This is a genomic window from Streptomyces sp. NPDC050856 (assembly GCF_040653855.1).
Lineage (GTDB): Bacteria > Actinomycetota > Actinomycetes > Streptomycetales > Streptomycetaceae > Streptomyces.
The window spans coordinates 36338-57015 of sequence record NZ_JBFAGV010000034.1; the positions used below are offsets into that span (position 1 = coordinate 36338).

Consider the following 20678-nt stretch of genomic DNA (forward strand, 5'->3'; position numbering starts at 1 on the left):
GCGCCGGCTCACGCGCGGGGGGCGCGGCGCAGGCCCACCGCGACCAGCAGGGCTGTCGCCAGGACGACCGCCGCGTCCACCGCCAGCACCGTACGCACCCCGTCGAACAGCTCGTCCCCCGTGGTGGCCAGCACGCCGAGCAGCGGGATGCCGATCGTGATGCCGACCTGCTGCGTCGTGGTCACCAGGCCCGTCGCCAGGCCCTGCTCCCCGTCCGGGACGCCCGAGGTCACCGTCAGGCCGTACGAGATGATCGCGCCCAGGTGGAACATGCTGGCCACCGAGACGCCGACGGTCGCCAGGACGGCCCCCGACTCGGCGCCCAGCCCCAGCAGCAGCGCCACGAACACGCCCTGGCCGAGCAGGGACACCACCAGCGTGCGGCGGGCGCCGATCCGGGCGATCACCCTCGACGCGAGGGACCCCGCCACCGCCGACATCACGCCCTGGACCCCGAAGACCAGTCCGGTCCACAGCGCCGACAGGCCCAGGACCTCCTGGAGGTACAGGGTCAGCACGAAGACGACCGTGGACATCATCGAGAAGGTCACCAGCCCGCCCAGGTTGCCGAAGGCCACCGTCCGCCGGCGCAGCATCGGCAGGGACACCAGCGGCGCCGGGTGCCGTGACTCGATGACCACGAACGCCGACAGCAGCGCCGCCCCGGCCACCAGCGTCACCAGCACGTCGGTGCCGCCGAAACCGCGCTCGGCGGCCGTCGACAGCGCGTAGATCAGCGCCAGCAGACCACCGGTGACGGTGACCGCGCCGGGCAGGTCCAGCCGCGGCCGGTCCGGCGTACGGGACTCCGGCAGCACTCCCGGCGCCAGCGGCAGCACGATCAGCGTGAACACGGCGAGCAGGCCCATCGTGGAGCGCCAGCCCAGCGTGTCGGTCAGCACGCCGCCCAGCACCATGCCGATGGTGAACCCCAGCGAGAGCAGGGTGCCGCTGATGCCCAGCGCCCGGGCGCGCATCGGCCCCTCGGGGAACGTCGTGGTCAGCAGCGACATGCCGGTCGGCACGATCACCGCGGCGCCCAGCCCCTGGAGCGCCCGTCCGGCCAGGAACGACGCCGGGTCCCAGGCGAACGTCGCCAGCAGCGAGGCCGCGCCGAAGAGGGCCAGTCCGGCGAGGAAGAGCCTGCGCCGCCCGTACAGGTCGGCGATCCGGCCGAACAGCAGCAGGAACCCGCCGGACGGCAGCGCGAACGCGGTCACCGCCCACTGGAGCGCCGACTGGCTGAAGCCCAGGTCCTCGCCCAGGACGGGCAGCGCCACATTCAGTACGGAGAAGTCCAGCGCCACCATGAACTGGGCGGCGCACAGCACGAACAGGATCAGCCCGGCACGGCCGGTGAGCCGCTCGGACGCGGCCGGGTCCGCCGCGCCGGAACGGGCGGGGGAGGCGGGTGCGGAGGTGTCGATTGTCATGTCCCTCACCCTGCGGCGGACGGACTGCCCGTGGGGAGCGGGTACTTATCCTGGTGGCCGCACCACCAGGCAGCGACAGGGGGAGTGACGACGTGGCGGCACCGGCGGGGACCGACAACGCGAAGGAACACCGGCTCGCCGAGCTGCGCGAGTTCCTCCGGAGCCGCCGGGCGCGGATCACCCCCTCCGAGGCGGGACTTCCGCACGGCGGTGCCCGGCGCCGCACCCCCGGTCTGCGCCGCGAGGAGGTCGCCGTCCTGGCGGGAGTGGGCGTCTCCTGGTACCAGTGGCTGGAGCAGGGCCGGGACATCACCGTCTCGCCCCAGGTGCTGGACGCGGTGGCCCGGGTGCTGCGGCTGCGCCCGGCCGAGCGCCGCCACCTCTACGTACTGGCCGGGCTGAACCCGCCCCCGCCGGAGGTCGATCCGGCCCACCGGCACATGTGCGACGGGCTGCGGCGGCTGATCGACACCTGGATGCCGTTCCCCGCGCACATCATGGACATCTACTGGAACGCCGTCATGTACAACGACTCGGCGGCGATCGTCCTCGGGATGCGCCCCGGCATGCCCCAGAACTGCCTGCTGTCCTTCTTCACCGACCCCGTCTACCGGGACCGCGCCAGGAGCTGGGAACGCAACGCGCCCGGTGTGGTGGCGCAGTTCCGGGCGGCCTGCTCGGAGTTCCCCGACGACGAGGGCTTCCGGGCGGTGGTGGCGGAGGCGAAGCGGAACAGCGAGGAGTTCGCCCGGTTGTGGGAGCGCCGTGACATCGCGCCCGGGGGGCAGGTGCGCAAGGAGCTGGAACACCCGCTGGTGGGCACCCTGCACCTGGAGTCGACCCAGTTGCGTGTGCCGGCCCGGCCGGACCTGACCATCGTGCTGCACACCCCGCTGCCGGAGGCGGACACGGCGGCGAAGCTCCAGTGGCTGGCGAGCCCGGAAGGGCGGCGGGGCGCGATGTACCCGGTGGCGGGCTGAAGGCGGACCGAGAGGTTCCGTACGGGTGCCCGGATCCGGCCCCGGTCGCCGACCTATGCTCGGGGCATGACACAGATCTCCGAGCTCGGCCCCGAGGACCGCAAGATCATCACGCTGGCGCGCAGCGCCCGTGCCCGTAACGGCGTGCCCGAGGGCGCGGCGGTGAGGGACGAGACCGGCCGCACCTATGTGGCCGGGACGGTCGCCCTGGAGTCGCTCCGGCTCAGTGCCCTGCAGACGGCGGTGGCGATGGCCGTGGCGAGCGGCGCCACCTCGCTGGAGGCGGCGGCCGTGGTGACCGACTCCGAGACCGCGTCCGACGCCGACCGCGCCGCCGTGCGCGACCTGGGCGGGGCGGACACGCCCGTCCTGCTGGCCGGCCCGGACGGGGAACTGCGCGCCGCGCTGACCGCAGGCTGAGCGCGCCGGGCGAGCGGCCCCGGGGGCCCGGCCGGCGGGCGCCCGGCCGGGCCCGCTCGCCCTGCGGTACGTGGGGCGCCCCGGGATCGGGGACAATGGCCTCCATGAGCGCTCGTAACCCAGAATCCGAAGCCGCCCACCGGGCCGGTTTCGCCTGCTTCGTCGGCCGCCCCAACGCGGGCAAGTCCACCCTCACGAACGCTCTGGTCGGCCAGAAGGTGGCCATCACCTCCAACCGGCCGCAGACCACTCGGCACACCGTGCGCGGCATCGTGCACCGTCCGGACGCGCAGTTGATCCTGGTGGACACCCCCGGCCTGCACAAGCCGCGCACGCTGCTCGGCGAGCGGCTCAACGAGGTGGTGCGCACGACCTGGGCCGAGGTCGACGTGATCGGCTTCTGCCTGCCCGCCAACGAGAAGCTGGGCCCGGGCGACCGGTTCATCGCCAAGGAACTGGCCGGGATCAAGAAGACCCCGAAGGTCGCGATCATCACCAAGACGGACCTGGTCGACTCCAAGACCCTGGCCGAGCAGCTCATCGCGGTCGACCGGCTCGGCCAGGAGCTGGGCGTGGAGTGGCAGGAGATCGTCCCCGTCTCGGCGGTCGGGGACACGCAGGTCCAGCTGGTCGCCGACCTGCTGATCCCGCTCCTGCCCGAGAGCCCGCCGCTCTACCCCGAGGGCGACCTCACGGACGAGCCGGAGCAGGTCATGGTCGCCGAGCTGATCCGCGAGGCCGCGCTGGAAGGCGTGCGGGACGAGCTGCCGCACTCCATCGCGGTGGTGGTCGAGGAGATGATCCCGCGCGAGAACCGCCCGGCGGACAAGCCGCTGCTGGACATCCACGCCAACCTCTACATCGAGCGCCCCAGCCAGAAGGGCATCATCATCGGCCCCAAGGGCGCGCGCCTGAAGGAGGTCGGCACCAAGTCCCGCAAGCACATCGAGGCGCTGCTGGGCACGCCCGTCTTCCTGGACCTGCACGTGAAGGTGGCCAAGGACTGGCAGCGCGACCCCAAGCAGCTGCGCAAGCTCGGCTTCTGAGCGGACCGGTGCCGGGCGGGCCGCTCACGCCCCTTCCTTGAGCACCCGGGTGACCAGCTCCCGCTGAGCCTCGCCCAGGCACGGATCCGCGCCGTACACCGTGCGGCCGTCGACCGTGATCTCGTAGGCGAACCCGTCCGGCACTCCCGCCGGTGGCGTGTCCCGGCCGTCGGCGAGGGCCGCCTCGGCCAGGGCGTGCCACTCGGCGGCGTCGGCCCTGGCGGAGGTGTCCACCTCCGCCAGCCGCTCGATGCCGGCGAACCCGCCCGTGCGTCGTACCCGAATGCGCATGGGGCCTGTCTACTCCGCTCCCGCCTCAGGCGGTAGGCACCCCTACCGTCGACCATGCCTTGCGCACCGCGTCGTCCTCCGCGCCGCCCTCGCCGAAGCGCTCGCCGACCGCCGCCACCGACAGCCGCGCGAAGTCGGCGAAGTCCGCGTCCACCGCCAGGTCGCCGCCGGCCAGCACGTCGTACCAGACCTGGCCGGCCCGCTCCCAGGCGTGGCCGCCCAGCGCGGTGGCGAAGAGGTAGAAGGCGTGGTTGGGGATGCCGGAGTTGATGTGCACGCCGCCGTTGTCACTGCCGGTACGCACGTAGTCGGCCATCTTCGCCGGCTGCGGGTCCTTGCCGAGCACGTCGTCGTCGTACGCCGTCCCGGGGGCCTTCATCGAGCGCAGCGCCACACCCCGCACGTCCGGCGCCAGCAGCCCCGCCCCGATCAGCCAGTCCGCCTCCGTGGCGGTCTGCCCCAGCGCGTACTGCTTGACCAGCGAGCCGAAGACGTCGGACATCGACTCGTTGAGCGCGCCCGGCTGGCCGAAGTAGGCGAGATTGGCGGTGTACTGGGTGACGCCGTGCGCCAGCTCGTGGCCGATGACGTCCACCGGAATGGTGAAATCGAGGAAGATCTCCCCGTCCCCGTCGCCGAACACCATCTGCTCGCCGTTCCAGAAGGCGTTGCCGTAGTCCTTGTCGTAGTGGACGGTCGCGTCGAGCGGCAGCCCCGAGCCGTTGATCGAGTCACGGCCGTAGGCGTCCAGGAAGAGCTGGAAGGTGGCGCCCAGACCGGCGTACGCGCGGTTGACGGTCGCGTCCCCGGTGGGTTCCGCGCCCTCGGCGCGGACCTGGGCCCCCGGCAGCCCGGTCCGGTGCCCGGCGTCGTACACCGTGCGGTGCGGCTTGGCGGCGGGGGCTCCCTCGGGCGCGGCGACCGGTCGCGCGCCGATCACCGTGGTGAGCCGGCGGGCGGTGCGGTTGGCGGCGTCCGCGACGAGCGTGCGCCGGGCGGCCGCGGCGATGGCCGGATCGGCGGCGCGGGCGAGGCGGTCCAGCAGGTGCGGGGGCACGATCGTGCAGAACACGGCAGGCGCGGCGGGCCTGGCAGGCATGGCGGTCATAACCGCAATGTGGCAGTGGGTCACCATGATGTCACCAGCTGCGACGGCGATTGACGCATACGAGTGATAGGTCACGGTTCGGCGTTTGGTGGGCACGAGTCCCGCATACTGGAACGGCACCTCCGATCCCGTTCCCCCTCGGCTAGGCTGCTGTGCACCATGCGTTTCGGGCTGCTTCTCCTTAGCTGCCGCGGCGAGGGCCTGTAGTCGTAGGCCGACCCCCTCCCCGCGGAGTCAGTGCTGCTTCGACACAGTCGGCCGTCCCCCGCAGGACCCGAGGAGCCCCACGCGATGTCTCAGCCCGTTGGCCGTCCCACACCCGTCACCAACGCGACGCACACCCAGCAGCCGTCCGGGATGCCGGTCCACAAGTACCGCCCGTACGAGGCCGTCCCGATCCCCGACCGCACCTGGCCGGACAACCGGATCACCAAGGCGCCGCGCTGGCTCTCCACGGACCTGAGGGACGGCAACCAGGCACTGATCGACCCGATGTCGCCGGCCCGCAAGCGGGCGATGTTCGACCTGCTCGTCCGCATGGGCTACAAGGAGATCGAGGTCGGCTTCCCCTCCTCCGGCGAGACCGACTTCGCCTTCGTGCGCTCCATCATCGAAGAGGGCGCCATCCCCGAGGACGTGACCATCTCCGTCCTGACCCAGGCGCGCGAGGAGCTGATCGAGCGGACCGTCGAGTCGCTGCGCGGCGCCCACCGGGCCACCGTCCACCTGTACAACGCCACCGCGCCGGTCTTCCGCCGGGTCGTCTTCCGCGGCTCGCGCGAGCAGGTCAGGCAGATCGCCGTGGACGGCACCCGGCTGGTGATGGAGTACGCCGAGAAGCTGCTGGGCGACGAGACGGTGTTCGGCTACCAGTACAGCCCGGAGATCTTCACCGACACGGAGCTGGACTTCGCCCTGGAGGTCTGCGAGGGGGTGATGGACGTCTGGCAGCCCGAGGAGGGCCGCGAGATCATCCTGAACCTGCCCGCCACCGTGGAGCGCTCCACACCGTCCACGCACGCGGACCGGTTCGAGTGGATGTCGCGCAACCTGTCCCGCCGCGAGCACGTCTGCCTGTCGGCCCACCCGCACAACGACCGGGGCACCGCGGTGGCCGCCGCCGAGCTGGCCGTCATGGCCGGCGCGGACCGCGTCGAGGGCTGCCTGTTCGGCCAGGGCGAGCGCACCGGCAACGTCGACCTGGTCACCCTGGGCATGAACCTGTTCTCGCAGGGCGTCGACCCGCAGATCGACTTCTCGCAGATCGACGAGATCCGCCGCACCAGCGAGTACTGCAACCAGATGGAGGTCCACCCGCGCCACCCCTACGCGGGCGACCTGGTCTACACCGCCTTCTCCGGCTCCCACCAGGACGCCATCAAGAAGGGCTTCGACGCCATGGAGGCCACCGCCGGGGAGCGGGGCAGGACCGTCGACGAGATCGAGTGGGCCGTGCCGTACCTGCCCATCGACCCCAAGGACGTCGGCCGGTCCTACGAGGCCGTCATCAGGGTCAACTCGCAGTCCGGCAAGGGCGGTATCGCCTACGTCCTGAAGAACGACCACAAGCTGGACCTGCCGCGCCGGATGCAGATCGAGTTCTCCAGGATCATCCAGGCCAAGACCGACGCCGAGGGCGGCGAGGTCACCCCCCAGGACATCTGGGCGGTCTTCCAGGACGAGTACCTGCCCAACCCGGACAACGCCTGGGGCCGGGTCCAGTTGCGTTCCGGCCAGACCACCACCGACACCGACGGCACCGACACCCTGACCGTCGAGGCGGTCGTCGACGGTGCCGACGTGGTGCTGACCGGCTCCGGCAACGGCCCGATCTCCGCCTTCTTCGACGCGCTCCAGGCCATCGGCATCGACGTACGCCTGCTGGACTACCAGGAGCACACGATGAGCGAGGGCGCCTCGGCGCAGGCCGCCTCGTACATCGAATGCGCCATCGACGGCAAGGTGCTGTGGGGCATCGGCATCGACGCCAACACCACCCGCGCCTCGCTGAAGGCGGTCATCTCGGCCGTCAACCGCGCCGCGCGCTGACGTCCGGAGGGTCGCACCCCGCCCGCCCCGGCGGGCGGGGTTCGGCCATGTCCGCGGCGATCTCGGGCCGAGGTGCTGACGCCGCATCACGGATGTGGCTAACATCACGCCAACGCGGCAGAGCGGCCGAGGGGCTACGGAGGTGCGACGTGCTGCCAGCACGAGGGTCACACGGGCGAAGACTGCGCATCTGCGCCGTCCACACCTCCTGGAGCACCGTGGGCGACGGCGAGTTCTTCTGCCCGGCGTGCGGGGGCGACCGCAACTACCGGCGCCGTACCGGGCGCCGGCGGCTCACTGTTCTCGGCGTCCCGCTGCTCCCGCGCGGCGAGGCGGGGCCGGTGCTCGAATGCGCGGCCTGCCACACCCACTTCGGCCCCGACGCACTGGACCACCCCACCACCGCCCGCTTCTCGGCGATGCTGCGCGACGCCGTGCACACCGTGGCGCTCGCCGTCCTGGCCGCCGGGGGCGCCGACTCGGCACCGGTCCTGCGCACCGCCGTCTCGGCCGTGCGGGCCGCCGGGTACGACGAGTGCACCGCCGACAACCTCTCCGCCCTGGTCGAGGCGCTCGCCGCCGACACCGGCCGGTTCCTCGCCGGCTCCGCGAGCCCCTGCGGGGTCGCGCTCGCCATCGAGCTGCACGAGGCGCTGGAACCGCTCACCCCGCACCTGGCCCCGGCCGGACGCGAGTCGATCCTGCTCCAGGGCGCCCGGATCGCACTGGCCGACGGGGCGTACAGCGCCGCCGAGCGGGACGTCCTGACCACCGTCGGCAACGCCCTGCGGCTGCGCCCCGACGACACGGCGCGGCTGCTGGAATCGGCCCGGGCGCCGTTCTGAAGGGGCGCCCGGTAAACCGGTTGCCCGTGCGCCTGACGGGCGTTAGGTTCACCGGGTGACTGCCGGGTCGGCCATGGGCCACGATCGAGTAGGGCACCCGGCCTCGGCTTGACGCCGGGGCGGGCCAGAGCCCCGCCCTCTCTCTTCTTTCTCTCCGTATGCGACGCATCCCCATGCTCCGTCCCGAAGGAAGAAGAGAATGCCGAACGACTTCAACACGCAGGTCATCGAGGAGTTCCGCGCCAACAACGGGCGCGTCGGAGGCTGGTTCGAGGGAGCCAGGCTGCTCCTGCTGACCACCACCGGAGCCCGCTCCGGCGCCCCGCACACCACCCCCGTCGGCTACCTGCCCGACGGCGGTGAACGCGTCCTGGTCATCGCGTCCGCCGCCGGTGCGCCCAAGCATCCGGCCTGGTTCCACAACCTGCGGGCCAACCCCCGTGTCACCGTCGAGGACGGCGTCTTCACCTACGAGGCCGACGCCACCGTCCTGGAGGGCGCCGAACGCGACAGCGCCTTCGCCCGGGCGGTCGCCGCCGACCCCGGATGGGCCGAGTACCAGGCCCGGACGGAACGGGTCATCCCCGTCGTCGCGTTGTCGGCGGTGCCGGGCCCGCCGAAGCCCAACGCGACGTCGTGGGGCGAGGCCCTCAAGGTGGTGCACGACGGCTTCCGGCGCGAACTGGCCCTGATACGCGAGGAGATCGCCCTGGCGGGCGCGGCCGGCCCCGCGATCGGCGCCCAGTTGCGGGTGAACTGCCTGACCGTCTGCCAGGGGCTGCGCAACCACCACACCGGTGAGGACGCCGGGATGTTCCCCCTGCTGGCCGACCGCCGGCCCGAGCTCGCCTCGGCCCTCGACCGTATGCGCGCGGAGCACGAGAAGATCGCGGCCCTCCTCGGCGCCCTCCAGGAAACGGTCTCCGCCGAGGACACGGACCCGGCGCGGCTGCTCGCCGAGGTCGAACGGCTCACGGACGAACTCGAACGCCACCTGACGTACGAGGAGGAGCAGCTCATCCCGGTGCTCGACGCCGCCGTCTGACCCGTGCGCGCCGCCCGCGCCCACCCGCCGGGCCGGGCCCGCACGCCCGCGTGCCCGCCCGCGCCCCGGCCCGGGCGCGGGCGGGCCGTGGAGGCGTCCGCCCCCGCCGGGCGCGACGGCTCGTACGCCGCACAGAACCGCCGGACGCGGGGAGCGGCCGGTACGCGGCGCGGGGCCCCGGCACCGCAGTCCGAGGAGCCGCGGAGGTGGCGTCCTGGACGGCCTCGCGGGCGTACGCCGAGGCGGCCGTGGCCGGGACCCGTCCTCCCGGACGGGTCCCGGCCACGGCCCGCCGGCGTCTCAGTCCCGCGTGCCGCTCGCCCGCAGCATCGCCTCACGCTCGACGATCTTCACCCGCTCGCGGCCCTCGGCGGCGCCCAGCGCCTGCTCGGCGGCGTTCAGCCGGTGCCAGCCCTCCCACGTGGTGTACTCCACGTCCCGCTCGCGCAGGAAGTCGACCACGGCCTGCTCACCGGGCGCCGCCGGGGTGAGCAGGCGGCCGTCGCGGTGGTCCGCCAGCAGGTTGGCGACCGTCTCGTTGGCGTCACCCTTGGTGTGCCCGATGAGCCCGACCGGACCGCGCCGGATCCAGCCCGTGACGTACGTCGACGGCATGTGCTCGCCGCCCTCGACCACCCGGCCCCCCTCGTCCGGGACCGTGCCGCTCGCCACGTCGAACGGCAGCTTGGGCAGCTCGTCGGAGAGGTAGCCGACCGCCCGGTACACGGCTCCCACGTCCCAGGTGGTGAACCGGCCGGTGCCCCTGACGTTGCCGGTGCCGTCCAGCTCGGTCCGCTCGGTGCGCAGTCCGACGACCCGGCCGTCCTCGCCGACCACCTCGGTGGGCGACTCGAAGAAGTGCAGGAACAGCTTGTGCGGCCGGTCGCCGACATCGCGGATCGCCCAGTTCTCCAGCGTCTTGGCGACCATGTCGACCTGCTTGTTGGAGCGCCGCGCCTCGATGGAGCCCTCGTCGTAGTCGATGTCCTCGGGATTGACGACGACCTCGATGGTGGGGGAGTGGTCGAGCTCGCGCAGCTCCATGGGGCTGAACTTGGCCTGGGCGGGGCCGCGCCGGCCGAAGACGTGGATCTCGCGGGCCCGGTTGGCGGCGAGGCCGGCGTGGACGTTCGGCGGGATCTCGGTGGGCAGCAGCTCGTCGGCGGTCTTGGCGAGGACGCGCGCCACGTCCAGGGCCACATTGCCGACGCCGAGCACCGCGACCTTCTCGGCCTCCAGCGGCCAGGTGCGGGGCACGTCGGGGTGGCCGTCGTACCAGGAGACGAAGTCGGCGGCGCCGTACGAGCCGTCGAGCTCGATGCCGGGTATGTCCAGCGCCCGGTCGGCGCTCGCGCCGGTGGAGAAGATCACCGCGTCGTAGAACGCGCGCAGGTCGTCCAGGTTGATGTCGGAGGGGTAGTCGACGTTCCCGAACAACCGGACCTGGGGCTTGTCGAGGACCTGGTGGAGGGCGGTGACGATGCCCTTGATCCGGGGGTGGTCGGGGGCGACGCCGTACCGGATCAGCCCGAAGGGCGCCGGCATCCGCTCGAAGAGGTCGATGGAGACGCCGGGGTCGGTGGCGGCCTCGGACTTCAGCAGCGCGTCGGCGGCGTAGATCCCGGCCGGACCGGCACCGACGATCGCGACCCGCAGGGGGCGGGGCATGGCAGTTCCCTTCGAGCGAACGAGTGAGCGGCTGCTCGGCCCCAGCCTAAGTAAGGGTGGCCTCACCTCAGTACCCGCCCCCCTTCTATGGACCCATAAGGCGCGGCTATGACCCGGCGGGAGCTCTCCGCGTCGCGCCGCGGGGCGCCGCGCGCGACGCTGAAGGTCAGGAAGGGGGCCGCTGGCCATGACCGCCGCCACAGCAGACGACGCGACCCCGGCCGGCCGCCGACGGGGCGCCCGGCTGCTGGACAGCTCCGTCTCGGGGGTCTCCCCCTGGATCGTCTTCTCACTCGTCGCCGGGCCCGGCCGGTACGTCCCGGCCGCCGTCCTCGCCCTCGCCCTGGCCCTCGCGCTGGTCACCGCGCGGCGGCTGGCCAGGAGCGGGGCCTCCTTCCTCGAACCGGCGGCGGTCGTCCTGTTCACGGTGGCGGCCGTCGCCGGCCCGACCGTGCCGGCGGGCGGGTACCGCTGGCTGGAGACCCACGCGGCCGAGGGCGCCGGCCTGCTCCTGGTGCTCTTCGCGGGCGCGTCCATCGCCGTACGGCGGCCCTTCACCCTGCCCTACGCCCGCCGCGGGACCGATCCCGGGTACTGGCACGCCCCGGAGTTCCTCCGCACCAACCGCGTGATCACCGGCTTCTGGGCGCTCGCCTTCCTCACCGCGGCCGTCGCGGGCGCCATCGGGGACCTGGTCCTGCGCAATCCGGTCAACCTGTGGACCGCGTGGCTCGTCCAGGTCGTCGCCTTCGTCACCGCCGCGCGCTTCACCGAGTGGTACCCGCGCCTGGTGCGCGCCCGCCTCGGCTCCGGCGAACCCGAGCCCCCGGTTCGCGGCCTGCTGGCCCCCTTCGTCGGCCTGCTCATCCCCATCGGCGTCCTCACCCTCGTCCTGGACGCGGCGGCCTCCTGGTTCGGCGTCGGCCTGATGGTCAGCGGAGTGATCCTCGCCCGCGCCCTCATCCGCGCCGAGGCGGCCCCGACGGAGCGGGGGCGCCGGCGGCTGAGGTAGCGGTACGCGTCCGAGGCCGGTTCCGATGGCGGTCCCGTCACGGTCACCCCTACCAGGTGACCTCGCCACCTGGACGGGCGCGTGGCGGGGGACGGCACGAAGGGGGGCCCGTCCGGACACCGGGCGGGCAGGGCCTTTCCCCCGCCCCGGCCCGGCGTCCCCGCCGCGTACGGGAGAATGGGCCCATGACCCTGTTCCGCGACGACGGCATCGTGCTGCGCACCCAGAAGCTGGGGGAGGCGGACCGCATCATCACGCTGCTCACCCGGGGGCACGGACGGGTGCGGGCCGTGGCGCGGGGGGTGCGGCGCACCAAGTCGAAGTTCGGGGCGCGGCTGGAGCCGTTCAGCCATGTGGACGTGCAGTTCTTCGCGCGGGGCGGCGAGCTCGTGGGGCGGGGGCTGCCGCTGTGCACCCAGAGCGAGACCATCGCCGCGTACGGCAGCGGCGTCGTCACCGACTACGCCCGCTACACCGCGGGCACCGCCATGCTGGAGACCGCCGAGCGGTTCACGGACCACGAGGGCGAGCCGGCCGTGCAGCAGTACCTGCTGCTCGTCGGGGCGCTGCGGACCCTGGCGCGCGGGGAGCACGCCCCGCACCTGATCCTGGACGCGTTCCTGCTGCGGTCGCTGGCCGTCAACGGCTACGCGCCCTCGTTCGAGGACTGCGCGCGCTGCGGCATCCACGGGCCGAACCGGTTCTTCTCGGTCGCCGCGGGCGGTGTCGTCTGCGGCGACTGCCGGGTGCCCGGGAGCGTCGTACCCTCTGCGGAGGCCGTCGGCCTGCTCAGCGCGCTGCTGACCGGCGACTGGGAGACCGCCGACGCGTGCGAGCCGCGTCATGTCAGGGAGGGCAGCGGGCTGGTGTCCGCCTATCTGCACTGGCACCTGGAGCGCGGCCTGCGCTCGCTTCGGTATGTGGAGAAGTAGAGAGATGGAGATGTGAGCCGCATGGCACGACGCGGAATCCTGGGCCGGTCCCGCCGCGAGTACAAGGTCCCCGAGCCGCACCCGTCGGGCGCGCGTCCGCCGAAGCTGCCCGGTGAGCTGATCCCGGACCACGTCGCGTGCGTCATGGACGGCAACGGCCGCTGGGCCAAGGAACGCGGCCTGCCGCGCACCGAGGGCCACAAGGTCGGCGAGGGCGTCGTCCTGGACGTGCTCAAGGGCTGCCTGGAGCTCGGCGTCAAGAACCTCTCGCTGTACGCCTTCTCCACCGAGAACTGGAAGCGCTCGCCCGAGGAGGTGCGCTTCCTGATGAACTTCAACCGTGACGTCATCCGCCGCCGCCGCGACGAGATGGACGAACTGGGCATCCGCATCCGCTGGGTGGGCCGGATGCCCAAGATGTGGAAGTCGGTCGTCCAGGAGCTCCAGGTCGCCCAGGAGCAGACGAAGGACAACGACGCGATGACGCTGTACTTCTGCGTCAACTACGGCGGCCGGGCCGAGGTCGCCGACGCGGCCAAGAGGATCGCCGAGGACGTCGCCGCCGGCCGGCTGGACCCGTCGAAGGTCAACGAGAAGACGTTCCAGAAGTACCTGTACTACCCGGACATGCCCGACGTCGACCTCTTCCTGCGGCCCAGCGGCGAGCAGCGCACGTCCAACTACCTGATCTGGCAGAGCAGCTACGCCGAGATGGTCTTCCAGGACGTGCTGTGGCCCGACTTCGACCGCCGCGACCTGTGGCGGGCCTGCGTCGAGTACGCCTCGCGCGACCGCCGCTTCGGCGCCATCCCCGACGAGGACCGCGCCGCGATGCAGACCACCCGGTCCTAGGGGGTCTCGGTACGACGGTGGCCCGCGCCCCCGGGGGAACCCCGGGGGCACGGGCCACCCGCGCGTACGTCTCAGCCCTTGGCGGCGCACTCCGCGCAGGTGCCGAAGATCTCCACCGTGTGCGCCACGTTCACGAAGCCGTGCTGCTCGGCGATGGCGTCGGCCCACTGCTCCACCGCGGGACCCTCCACCTCGACCGCCTTGCCGCAGACCCGGCACACCAGGTGGTGGTGGTGACCGTCCGAGGAGCAGCGGCGGTAGACCGCCTCGCCCTCGCTGGTGCGCAGCACGTCCACCTCGCCCGCGTCGGCGAGGGACTGGAGCGTGCGGTAGACCGTGGTGAGGCCCACCGAGTCGCCGCGGTGCTTGAGCATGTCGTGCAGCTCCTGCGCGCTGCGGAACTCGTCCACCTCGTTCAGCGCCGCCGACACGGCAGCCCGCTGCCTGGTCGACCGGCCGCGTACGCCGGGGGATCCAGCCGTCGCCACAGGTGCCTCCTCACTCGGCCCGCCCTCACTACGTCGGGCCATTGTGCCAGGCCGCGCGAGCGGCCCGGTCAGACCCGGACCTCGTCGGCCGCTCCCGGCCCCGGCTCCACGTCCACGTCGCACGCCTCCGGGGGCCGCTCCGCCGTGCGTGCCCGGCGCCTGGCCAGCGGAGCCGCCAGCGCCGTCAGCGCCACGAACACCGCGATGGCCAGCAGTACGATCGTCGCGCCCGGCGGCACGTCCTGGTAGTACGAGGTGACCGTGCCGGTCAGCGTCACCCCCGTACCGATCAGCACCGCCAGCGCGAACGTGGTGCGGAAGCCGCGTGTGAGCTGCTGCGCGGCCGCGACCGGTACCACCATCAGGGCGCTGACCAGGAGCAGTCCGACCACGCGCATGGCGACCGTCACGGTCACCGCCGCGACCACGGCGACCAGCAGGTTCAGCGCCCGCACCGGCAGGCCGGTCACCCGCGCGAACTCCTCGTCCTGGCTGATGGCGAAGAGCTGGCGGCGCAGGCCGAGGGAGACCAGCAGCACGAGGCCGGCCAGCAGGCAGATCGTGGTGACGTCCTCGTCGGAGACGGTCGACAGCGACCCGAAGAGGTACGAGGTGAGGTTGGCGTTGGAGCCGGTCGGCGAGAGGTTGATCAGCATGACACCGCCGGCCATGCCGCCGTAGAAGAGCAGCGCCAGCGCGATGTCACCGCGGGTGCGCCCGTACGCCCTGATCAGCTCCATGGCGACCGCGCCGGCCACGGAGACCAGCGCGGCCATCCACACCGGGTTGGTGGACAGCAGGAAGCCGAGGCCCACACCGGTCATGGCGACATGGCCGATGCCGTCGCCCATCAGGGCCTGCCGGCGCTGCACCAGGTGGATGCCGACGGCCGGCGCCGTGACGCCGACGAGGACGGCCGCCAGGAGCGCGCGCTGCATGAAGTCGGGCTGGAGGAATTCCATGGTCAGGTCAGCAGTCCCGTGCGGAGCGGCTGGTCGGCCGCGTGCGGATGTACGTGGTCGTGGCCGGGCAGCGCGTGCTGGCCCACCGCCCGGGGCGGCGGTCCGTCGTGGACGACGCAGCCGTCGCGCAGCACGACCGCGCGGTCGATCAACGGCTCCAGCGGGCCCAGCTCGTGCAGCACGAGCAGGACGGTCGTGCCGGCCGCGACCTGGTCGCGCAGCGTCGAGGCGAGGATCTCCTGGCTGGCCAGGTCCACGCCGGCCATCGGCTCGTCCATGATCAGCAGGTCCGGTTCGGCGGCCAGGGCCCGGGCGATCAGCACGCGCTGGTGCTGGCCGCCGGACAGGGCGTCCACCGAGTCCCTGGCCCGGTCGGCCAGCCCGACGAGCCCGATGGCGCGCTCGACGGCGGCCCGGTCGGCCTTGGAGGGCCGGCGCAGCCGGGTACGCGACAGGCGCCCGGCGGAGACGACCTCGCGCACCGTGGCGGGCACGCCGCTGGCGGCGGTGGTGCGCTGCGGTACGTAGCCGACGCGCGCCCAGTCGCGGAAGCGCCGCAGCTCCGTGCCGAACAGGGCTATCGAGCCGCCGCTCAGCGGCACCTGGCCGATCACCGAGCGCACGGCGGTCGACTTGCCGGAGCCGTTCGCGCCGAGCAGGGCGACGACCTCACCGTGCCGGACGGTGAGGTCGACGCCGCGCAGCACCGGGCGGGAGCCCAGGGTGGCGGTGGCCGCGCGGACGGCTATGACGGGCTCGGCCATGACGGGCTCGCTGCTCACGACAGTGCCTCCGTTACGTCGTTCACTTCGCGCCGAGGGCCTTCCGGAGCGCGGCGAGGTTGGACCGCATCACCTCGGTGTAGTCAGCGCCCTCGGACCGCTCGGTGATTCCCTCCAGCGGGTCCAGGACGTCGGTCCGGAGCCCCGCGTCCTTGGCGAGGGTCTTGGCGGTCCTGTCGCTGGCCAGGGTCTCGAAGAATACGGTGCCCACCTTGTCCTTCCTCGCGATGTCCTGGAGCTCCTTGATCCGGGCGGGGCTGGGCTCGGACTCGGGGTCCACACCGGAGATGCTCTCCTGCTCCAGCCCGTAGCGCTCGGCGAGGTAGCCGAAGGCGGAGTGGGTGGTGATGAAGGTCCTGGTGGTGGTGTTCCGCAGCCCCTGCTGGTAGGCGGTGTGCAGGGCGCCGAGCTGCTTCACCAGCTCGTCGGTGTTCTTGCGGTAGTCGGCGGCGTGGCCGGGGTCGGCCTTCGCCAGGGAGGCCCCGACGCCCTTGGCGACCTCGGTGTACTTCACCGGGTCCAGCCAGATGTGCGGGTCGGCGCCCGCCTCCTCGTCGGCGTGGTGGCCGCCCGCCTCCTCGTGGCCGTGGTCGTGGCCGGCCCCGGTGCCGTGCTCCTCCAGCGTGGTGAGGGTGGCCGCGTCGACGGTGTTCTTCACCCCGGCCTGCTCGACCGCGTCGTCGACGGCGGGCTGGATGCCCTTGAGGTAGAGGATGTAGTCCGCTTCGCCGAGCTCGCCGATCTGCCTCGGCTTGAGCTCCAGGTCGTGCGGTTCGACGCCCGGCTTGGTGAGGGTGCTGACGGTGACGTGGTCACCGCCGATCCGCTCGGCCAGGAACTGCATGGGGTAGAACGACGCCACCACGTCCAGCTTGCCGTTCTCGCCCTCCGGCTCGGCGGGACCGGGCGAACCGGAACAGCCGGTGAGCCCGAGCAGGCCGAGGGCCACGGCTCCGGCGAGGGCGGTGGTGGGTATGTGGCGTCGTACGTTCATGGGATTCATTTTCAACAAAAGTGGAAACGATTGTCAACAAAGCGGGTAAGTGGCCCTGGGCGCCCACCGATTTGATCCAGAGGGTGCGAGCGCCGGTAACCTGAGCATTCGCCCGCCCGTCTCCCGAGCACCACCCCCTCATCGAGGCGCATCAGCGCCCCCCTGTCCAATTCGTCGTCACCGTTATGAAGAGAGCACCGTGGCCGCCGACAAGATCGACTCCATCGTCAACCTGAGCAAGCGCCGTGGCTTTGTCTACCCGTGCAGCGAGATCTACGGCGGACAGCGTGCCGCCTGGGACTACGGGCCGCTGGGTGTCGAGCTCAAGGAGAACCTCAAGCGCCAGTGGTGGCGCTACATGGTCACCTCGCGCGAGGACGTCGTCGGTATCGACTCGTCGGTGATCCTGGCCCCCGAGGTCTGGGAGGCCTCCGGTCACGTGGCCACCTTCACCGACCCGCTCACCGAGTGCACCTCCTGCCACAAGCGGTTCCGCGCCGACCACCTGGAGGAGGCGTACGAGGAGAAGCACGGCAAGGCCCCCGAGAACGGCCTCACCGACCTCAACTGCCCCAACTGCGGCAACAAGGGCACCTTCACCGAGCCCAAGCAGTTCTCCGGCCTGCTCTCCACGCACCTCGGCCCCACCCAGGACTCCGGTTCGGTGGCCTACCTGCGCCCCGAGACCGCGCAGGGCATCTTCACCAACTTCGCGCAGGTGCAGCAGACTTCGCGCAAGAAGCCGCCGTTCGGTATCGCCCAGATGGGCAAGTCCTTCCGGAACGAGATCACTCCGGGCAACTTCATCTTCCGCACCCGCGAGTTCGAGCAGATGGAGATGGAGTTCTTCGTCAAGCCGGGCGAGGACGAGCAGTGGCAGGAATACTGGATGGAGCAGCGCTGGAACTGGTACCGCGACCTGGGTCTCCGTGAGGAGAACATGCGCTGGTACGAGCACCCCAAGGAGAAGCTCTCCCACTACTCCAAGCGCACCGCCGACATCGAGTACCGCTTCCAGTTCGGCGGCAGCGAGTGGGGCGAGCTGGAGGGCGTCGCCAACCGCACCGACTACGACCTCTCGGCCCACGCCAAGGCGTCCGGCACCGACCTGTCGTACTTCGACCAGGAGGCCGGCGAGCGCTGGACCCCGTACGTCATCGAGCCCGCCGCCGGTGTCGGCCGCGCCATGCTGGCGTTCCTCCTCGACGCCTACAACGAGGACGAGGCCCCCAACGCCAAGGGCGTCATGGAGAAGCGCACCGTGATGCGCCTCGACCCGCGCCTGGCCCCGGTCAAGGTCGCGGTGCTCCCGCTGTCCCGGAACCCCCAGCTGTCGCCGAAGGCCAAGGGCCTCGCCGCCGACCTGCGCAAGAACTGGAACATCGACTTCGACGACGCGGGCGCCATCGGCCGCCGCTACCGCCGCCAGGACGAGATCGGTACGCCGTTCTGCGTCACCGTCGACTTCGACACCCTGGACGACAACGCGGTGACCGTGCGCGAGCGCGACACCATGAAGCAGGAGCGGGTCTCGCTCGACCAGATCCAGGGCTACCTGGGCGCCCGCCTGCTCGGCTGCTGACCTCCCGCTGACCGCCCAAGCCCCCGGTTCCGCACCTGGAACCGGGGGCTTCGGCGTCGGGCCGGCGCCTCGCCGGCCGGTCCCGGCGGCACGGGGCGCGGGGCCGGCGGCGGCGGCCACCGAGCGCCGCCGCGCGGGGCACGGCCGGTGCGCGGGTGCGGAAAACCCGGTGTGCCGGGCCGCCGGGCGCGGGGTAACCTCACCCGCATGCCGTTCCTCCCGATCTACGAGTGAGAGTGCGGCGGGCAGCCCGGTCTCCCGCCCCCCACCCGACGCGTTTCCGCATCACTTCTCACCCTTGATGGAGAACCCGTGGCCAAGAGCCGAAACAACCTCCTCGGCGTAGGCGGACAGCGCAAGAAGCTGTCCCGTGCCGACCAGCAGGGCTCCGCCCCCGCCCGAGCCGCCAACCGCAAGGCGTCCGCCGACCAGAAGCAGGAGCTGCTGCGCAAGATGCGCGAGCGCGCGCAGGAGCAGGCCGGTTCGGAGAGCTGACCGACCGGACACCGGTAGGCCGTACGCCCGTGGGCCCGGGCCACCTTCGGGTGGCCCGGGCCCACGGCCGTCATCCGGCGAGTGGACGACCGGGACCGAGTGCGCCCGGCCCGCCGCCACGGCCCCGGCCCGGGGCGCGGAGGCGGCGGCCGGCGGCAGGGGGGCCGGCCGCTCACCGTCCCGGCGGGGCGCCCGGCCCCGGGCCGCCGGGGTTCAGGAGCCGGCCGTCGCCGGGGTGCGGCACTCCAGCCGGGCGGCGGTGCGCTCCGCCGTCCGGCGGGCCCAGGGGCCACTGGTCGCCGCGCCCACCACCAGCACCGACAGACCGCATCCGGCGACGATCCACCAGGCGGGGCGGCTGGCCGCCACGAACCCCGTGGTCGGAGCGGCGGGCGGGACCCCGGCGGCCAGTACGGCCCCGATGACGGCGACGCCCAGCGCCTGGCCGATCTGCCGGCTGGTGGTGGCCACGGCGGCGGCCACGCCCGCCTGGGCCCGGGGCATGCCGGAGACCGCCGTGTTGGTGATGGGCGCGTTCACCATGCCGAAGCCGATGCCGAACAGGACGTACCCGGTCATCAGCAGCGGCGTCGACGCCTCCGCCTCGAACGCCGCGAACAGCACTCCGCTCGCCGCCATCGTCACCCCCGCCACCAGCAACGGCAGACGTGGTCCGCGAGTGCCGACCAGCCGGCCCGACAGCGGCGCGCACACCAGGGTCAGCGCCGCCATCGGCAGCGTGTACAGGCCGGCGCGCAGCGCCGACAGCCCGCGCACCTCCTGGAGGTAGAGGGTGTTGACGAAGAGGAACCCGCCCAGGGCCGCGAAGGCGCTCACCGCGACGACGGTGGCACCGCTGAACGGGGCGCTGCGGAAGAAGCGCAGGTCGATCAGCGGGTCGGTGCGCCTGGGCTCGTACAGCAGCAGTGCGGTCAGGGCGAGGACGGCGGCCGACGCGAAGCCCAGGATCACCGGCGAGGTCCAGCCCGCGACGGGCGCCTCGATGATCGCGTACGTCAGTGAGCCCAGGAGAACGATGATCAGCAGTTGCCCGACGGGGTCCGGGCGGCGGGCCCGGGGAGCGCGGGACTCCGGCACGTACCGCAGGGTGAGCAGCAGGGCGGCCAGGCCCACCGGAAGGTTGATCCAGAAGATCGACCGCCAGCCCACCGAGTCCACGAGCACCCCGCCGACCAGCGGGCCGGCCGCCATGGAGATCCCCACGACACCGCCCCAGACACCGATGGCGCGGGCGCGCTCGCGCGGGTCGGTGAAGGTGTTGGTGATGATCGACATGGCGACCGGGTTGAGCATCGAGCCACCGACGGCCTGGACCATGCGGAAGGCGACGAGGGCTTCCAGGTTCGGTGCGAGGGAGCACAGCAGGGACCCGGCCGTGAACAGGACCAGCCCGGCCGTGAAGACCTTGCGGCGGCCCAGCCGGTCGGCGGTGGAGCCGGCGAGCATCAGGAGCGAGGCGAGGACCACGGTGTAGGCGTCGATGGTCCACTGCATGCCCGCCACGGTGGGGTGCAGGTCCCGGCGCATGGCGGGCAGGGCGACATTGAGGACGGTGTTGTCGAGGCTGACGATCAGCAGGCTCGTGCAGCAGATCGCCAGGACCAGCAGCCGCCGCCGGTGGGTGAGCTCGGGCATATATCCAAAGTACGGCTAACTAACGACCCGCCGGAGCG

At 72.4% G+C, this 20678-nt stretch carries 20 protein-coding genes; 11 read left to right on the top strand and 9 right to left on the bottom strand.

Translation table 11 applies throughout. The features are described from left to right. Nucleotides 1-8 precede the first annotated feature (8 nt). Nucleotides 9-1433 carry an MFS transporter gene (locus tag AB0H53_RS24945; protein WP_362117441.1) on the bottom strand — a complete coding sequence of 475 codons (1425 nt, stop codon included), beginning with the start codon at nucleotides 1431-1433 and terminating at the stop codon, nucleotides 9-11. Between the two features lie 92 nt (nucleotides 1434-1525). Between AB0H53_RS24945 and AB0H53_RS24950 the strand changes: the two genes are divergently transcribed. The 3 genes from AB0H53_RS24950 (at nucleotide 1526) to era (ending at nucleotide 3879) form a co-directional block, all read left to right on the top strand. Further along, complete coding sequence (locus AB0H53_RS24950) at nucleotides 1526-2413, top strand: helix-turn-helix transcriptional regulator (protein ID WP_362117444.1); 888 nt, start codon at nucleotides 1526-1528, stop codon at nucleotides 2411-2413. Nucleotides 2414-2479: 66 nt separating this feature from the next. Then, complete coding sequence (locus tag AB0H53_RS24955) at nucleotides 2480-2833, top strand: cytidine deaminase (protein ID WP_362117447.1); 354 nt, start codon at nucleotides 2480-2482, stop codon at nucleotides 2831-2833. Between the two features lie 104 nt (nucleotides 2834-2937). Next, on the top strand, nucleotides 2938-3879 hold the full coding sequence (gene era / locus AB0H53_RS24960; protein ID WP_362117450.1) for a GTPase Era: 942 nt from the start codon (nucleotides 2938-2940) through the stop codon (nucleotides 3877-3879). 24 nt (nucleotides 3880-3903) lie between these two features. Here era and AB0H53_RS24965 read toward each other — a convergent pair whose 3' ends face one another. After that, nucleotides 3904-4170, bottom strand: a complete 267-nt coding sequence (locus AB0H53_RS24965) for a protealysin inhibitor emfourin (protein WP_362117453.1) — start codon at nucleotides 4168-4170, stop codon at nucleotides 3904-3906. 25 nt (nucleotides 4171-4195) lie between these two features. Continuing rightward, a complete protein-coding gene (locus tag AB0H53_RS24970) occupies nucleotides 4196-5278 on the bottom strand; it encodes a M4 family metallopeptidase (RefSeq protein WP_362117455.1) in 1083 nt (360 codons plus the stop codon). Between the two features lie 291 nt (nucleotides 5279-5569). Between AB0H53_RS24970 and leuA the strand changes: the two genes are divergently transcribed. The 3 genes from leuA (at nucleotide 5570) to AB0H53_RS24985 (ending at nucleotide 9217) form a co-directional block, all read left to right on the top strand. Beyond that, nucleotides 5570-7327 carry a 2-isopropylmalate synthase gene (gene leuA / locus AB0H53_RS24975; protein ID WP_362117458.1) on the top strand — a complete coding sequence of 586 codons (1758 nt, stop codon included), beginning with the start codon at nucleotides 5570-5572 and terminating at the stop codon, nucleotides 7325-7327. A gap of 149 nt (nucleotides 7328-7476) precedes the next feature. Beyond that, nucleotides 7477-8172 carry a TerB family tellurite resistance protein gene (locus tag AB0H53_RS24980; RefSeq protein ID WP_362117461.1) on the top strand — a complete coding sequence of 232 codons (696 nt, stop codon included), beginning with the start codon at nucleotides 7477-7479 and terminating at the stop codon, nucleotides 8170-8172. A 199-nt stretch (nucleotides 8173-8371) separates the two neighbouring features. Then, nucleotides 8372-9217 (top strand): nitroreductase/quinone reductase family protein, encoded by an 846-nt coding sequence (locus AB0H53_RS24985; RefSeq protein ID WP_362117464.1) that lies wholly within the window; start codon nucleotides 8372-8374, stop codon nucleotides 9215-9217. 300 nt (nucleotides 9218-9517) lie between these two features. On the opposite strand, the gene AB0H53_RS24990 is transcribed toward AB0H53_RS24985, so the two are convergent. Beyond that, the gene (locus AB0H53_RS24990) at nucleotides 9518-10885 is read right to left on the bottom strand and encodes an FAD-dependent oxidoreductase (RefSeq protein WP_362117467.1); all 1368 of its coding nucleotides are present in this window, start codon (nucleotides 10883-10885) and stop codon (nucleotides 9518-9520) included. Between the two features lie 187 nt (nucleotides 10886-11072). On the opposite strand from AB0H53_RS24990, the gene AB0H53_RS24995 reads away from it, so the two are divergent. The 3 genes from AB0H53_RS24995 (at nucleotide 11073) to AB0H53_RS25005 (ending at nucleotide 13681) form a co-directional block, all read left to right on the top strand. Beyond that, entirely contained in the window at nucleotides 11073-11897 is an 825-nt protein-coding gene (locus AB0H53_RS24995; protein WP_362117469.1) for a hypothetical protein, read from the top strand. Between the two features lie 185 nt (nucleotides 11898-12082). After that, nucleotides 12083-12829: a DNA repair protein RecO gene (recO, locus tag AB0H53_RS25000; protein WP_362117472.1), complete on the top strand. Its 747-nt coding sequence runs from the start codon at nucleotides 12083-12085 to the stop codon at nucleotides 12827-12829. Nucleotides 12830-12850: 21 nt separating this feature from the next. Further along, complete coding sequence (locus AB0H53_RS25005) at nucleotides 12851-13681, top strand: isoprenyl transferase (protein WP_362117475.1); 831 nt, start codon at nucleotides 12851-12853, stop codon at nucleotides 13679-13681. Between the two features lie 71 nt (nucleotides 13682-13752). On the opposite strand, the gene AB0H53_RS25010 is transcribed toward AB0H53_RS25005, so the two are convergent. The 4 genes from AB0H53_RS25010 to AB0H53_RS25025 all read right to left on the bottom strand — a co-directional run bounded on the left by AB0H53_RS25010 (nucleotide 13753) and on the right by AB0H53_RS25025 (nucleotide 16907). After that, nucleotides 13753-14169, bottom strand: coding sequence for a Fur family transcriptional regulator (locus AB0H53_RS25010; RefSeq protein ID WP_362117478.1), 417 nt, complete (start codon nucleotides 14167-14169; stop codon nucleotides 13753-13755). Between the two features lie 68 nt (nucleotides 14170-14237). Next, nucleotides 14238-15131: a metal ABC transporter permease gene (locus tag AB0H53_RS25015; RefSeq protein WP_362117481.1), complete on the bottom strand. Its 894-nt coding sequence runs from the start codon at nucleotides 15129-15131 to the stop codon at nucleotides 14238-14240. 2 nt (nucleotides 15132-15133) lie between these two features. Then, a complete protein-coding gene (locus AB0H53_RS25020; RefSeq protein ID WP_362117508.1) occupies nucleotides 15134-15895 on the bottom strand; it encodes a metal ABC transporter ATP-binding protein in 762 nt (253 codons plus the stop codon). A 40-nt stretch (nucleotides 15896-15935) separates the two neighbouring features. Continuing rightward, the gene (locus tag AB0H53_RS25025; RefSeq protein WP_362117484.1) at nucleotides 15936-16907 is read right to left on the bottom strand and encodes a metal ABC transporter substrate-binding protein; all 972 of its coding nucleotides are present in this window, start codon (nucleotides 16905-16907) and stop codon (nucleotides 15936-15938) included. A gap of 199 nt (nucleotides 16908-17106) precedes the next feature. On the opposite strand from AB0H53_RS25025, the gene AB0H53_RS25030 reads away from it, so the two are divergent. Both AB0H53_RS25030 and AB0H53_RS25035 read left to right on the top strand, forming a co-directional pair. Next, nucleotides 17107-18489: a glycine--tRNA ligase gene (locus AB0H53_RS25030; RefSeq protein WP_362117487.1), complete on the top strand. Its 1383-nt coding sequence runs from the start codon at nucleotides 17107-17109 to the stop codon at nucleotides 18487-18489. A gap of 312 nt (nucleotides 18490-18801) precedes the next feature. After that, on the top strand, nucleotides 18802-18984 hold the full coding sequence (locus AB0H53_RS25035; protein ID WP_362117490.1) for a DUF6243 family protein: 183 nt from the start codon (nucleotides 18802-18804) through the stop codon (nucleotides 18982-18984). A 213-nt stretch (nucleotides 18985-19197) separates the two neighbouring features. Here the strand turns inward: AB0H53_RS25035 and AB0H53_RS25040 are convergent, their stop codons facing one another. Beyond that, nucleotides 19198-20640 (bottom strand): MFS transporter, encoded by a 1443-nt coding sequence (locus AB0H53_RS25040; protein ID WP_362117493.1) that lies wholly within the window; start codon nucleotides 20638-20640, stop codon nucleotides 19198-19200. Between the last annotated feature and the right edge of the window lie 38 nt (nucleotides 20641-20678).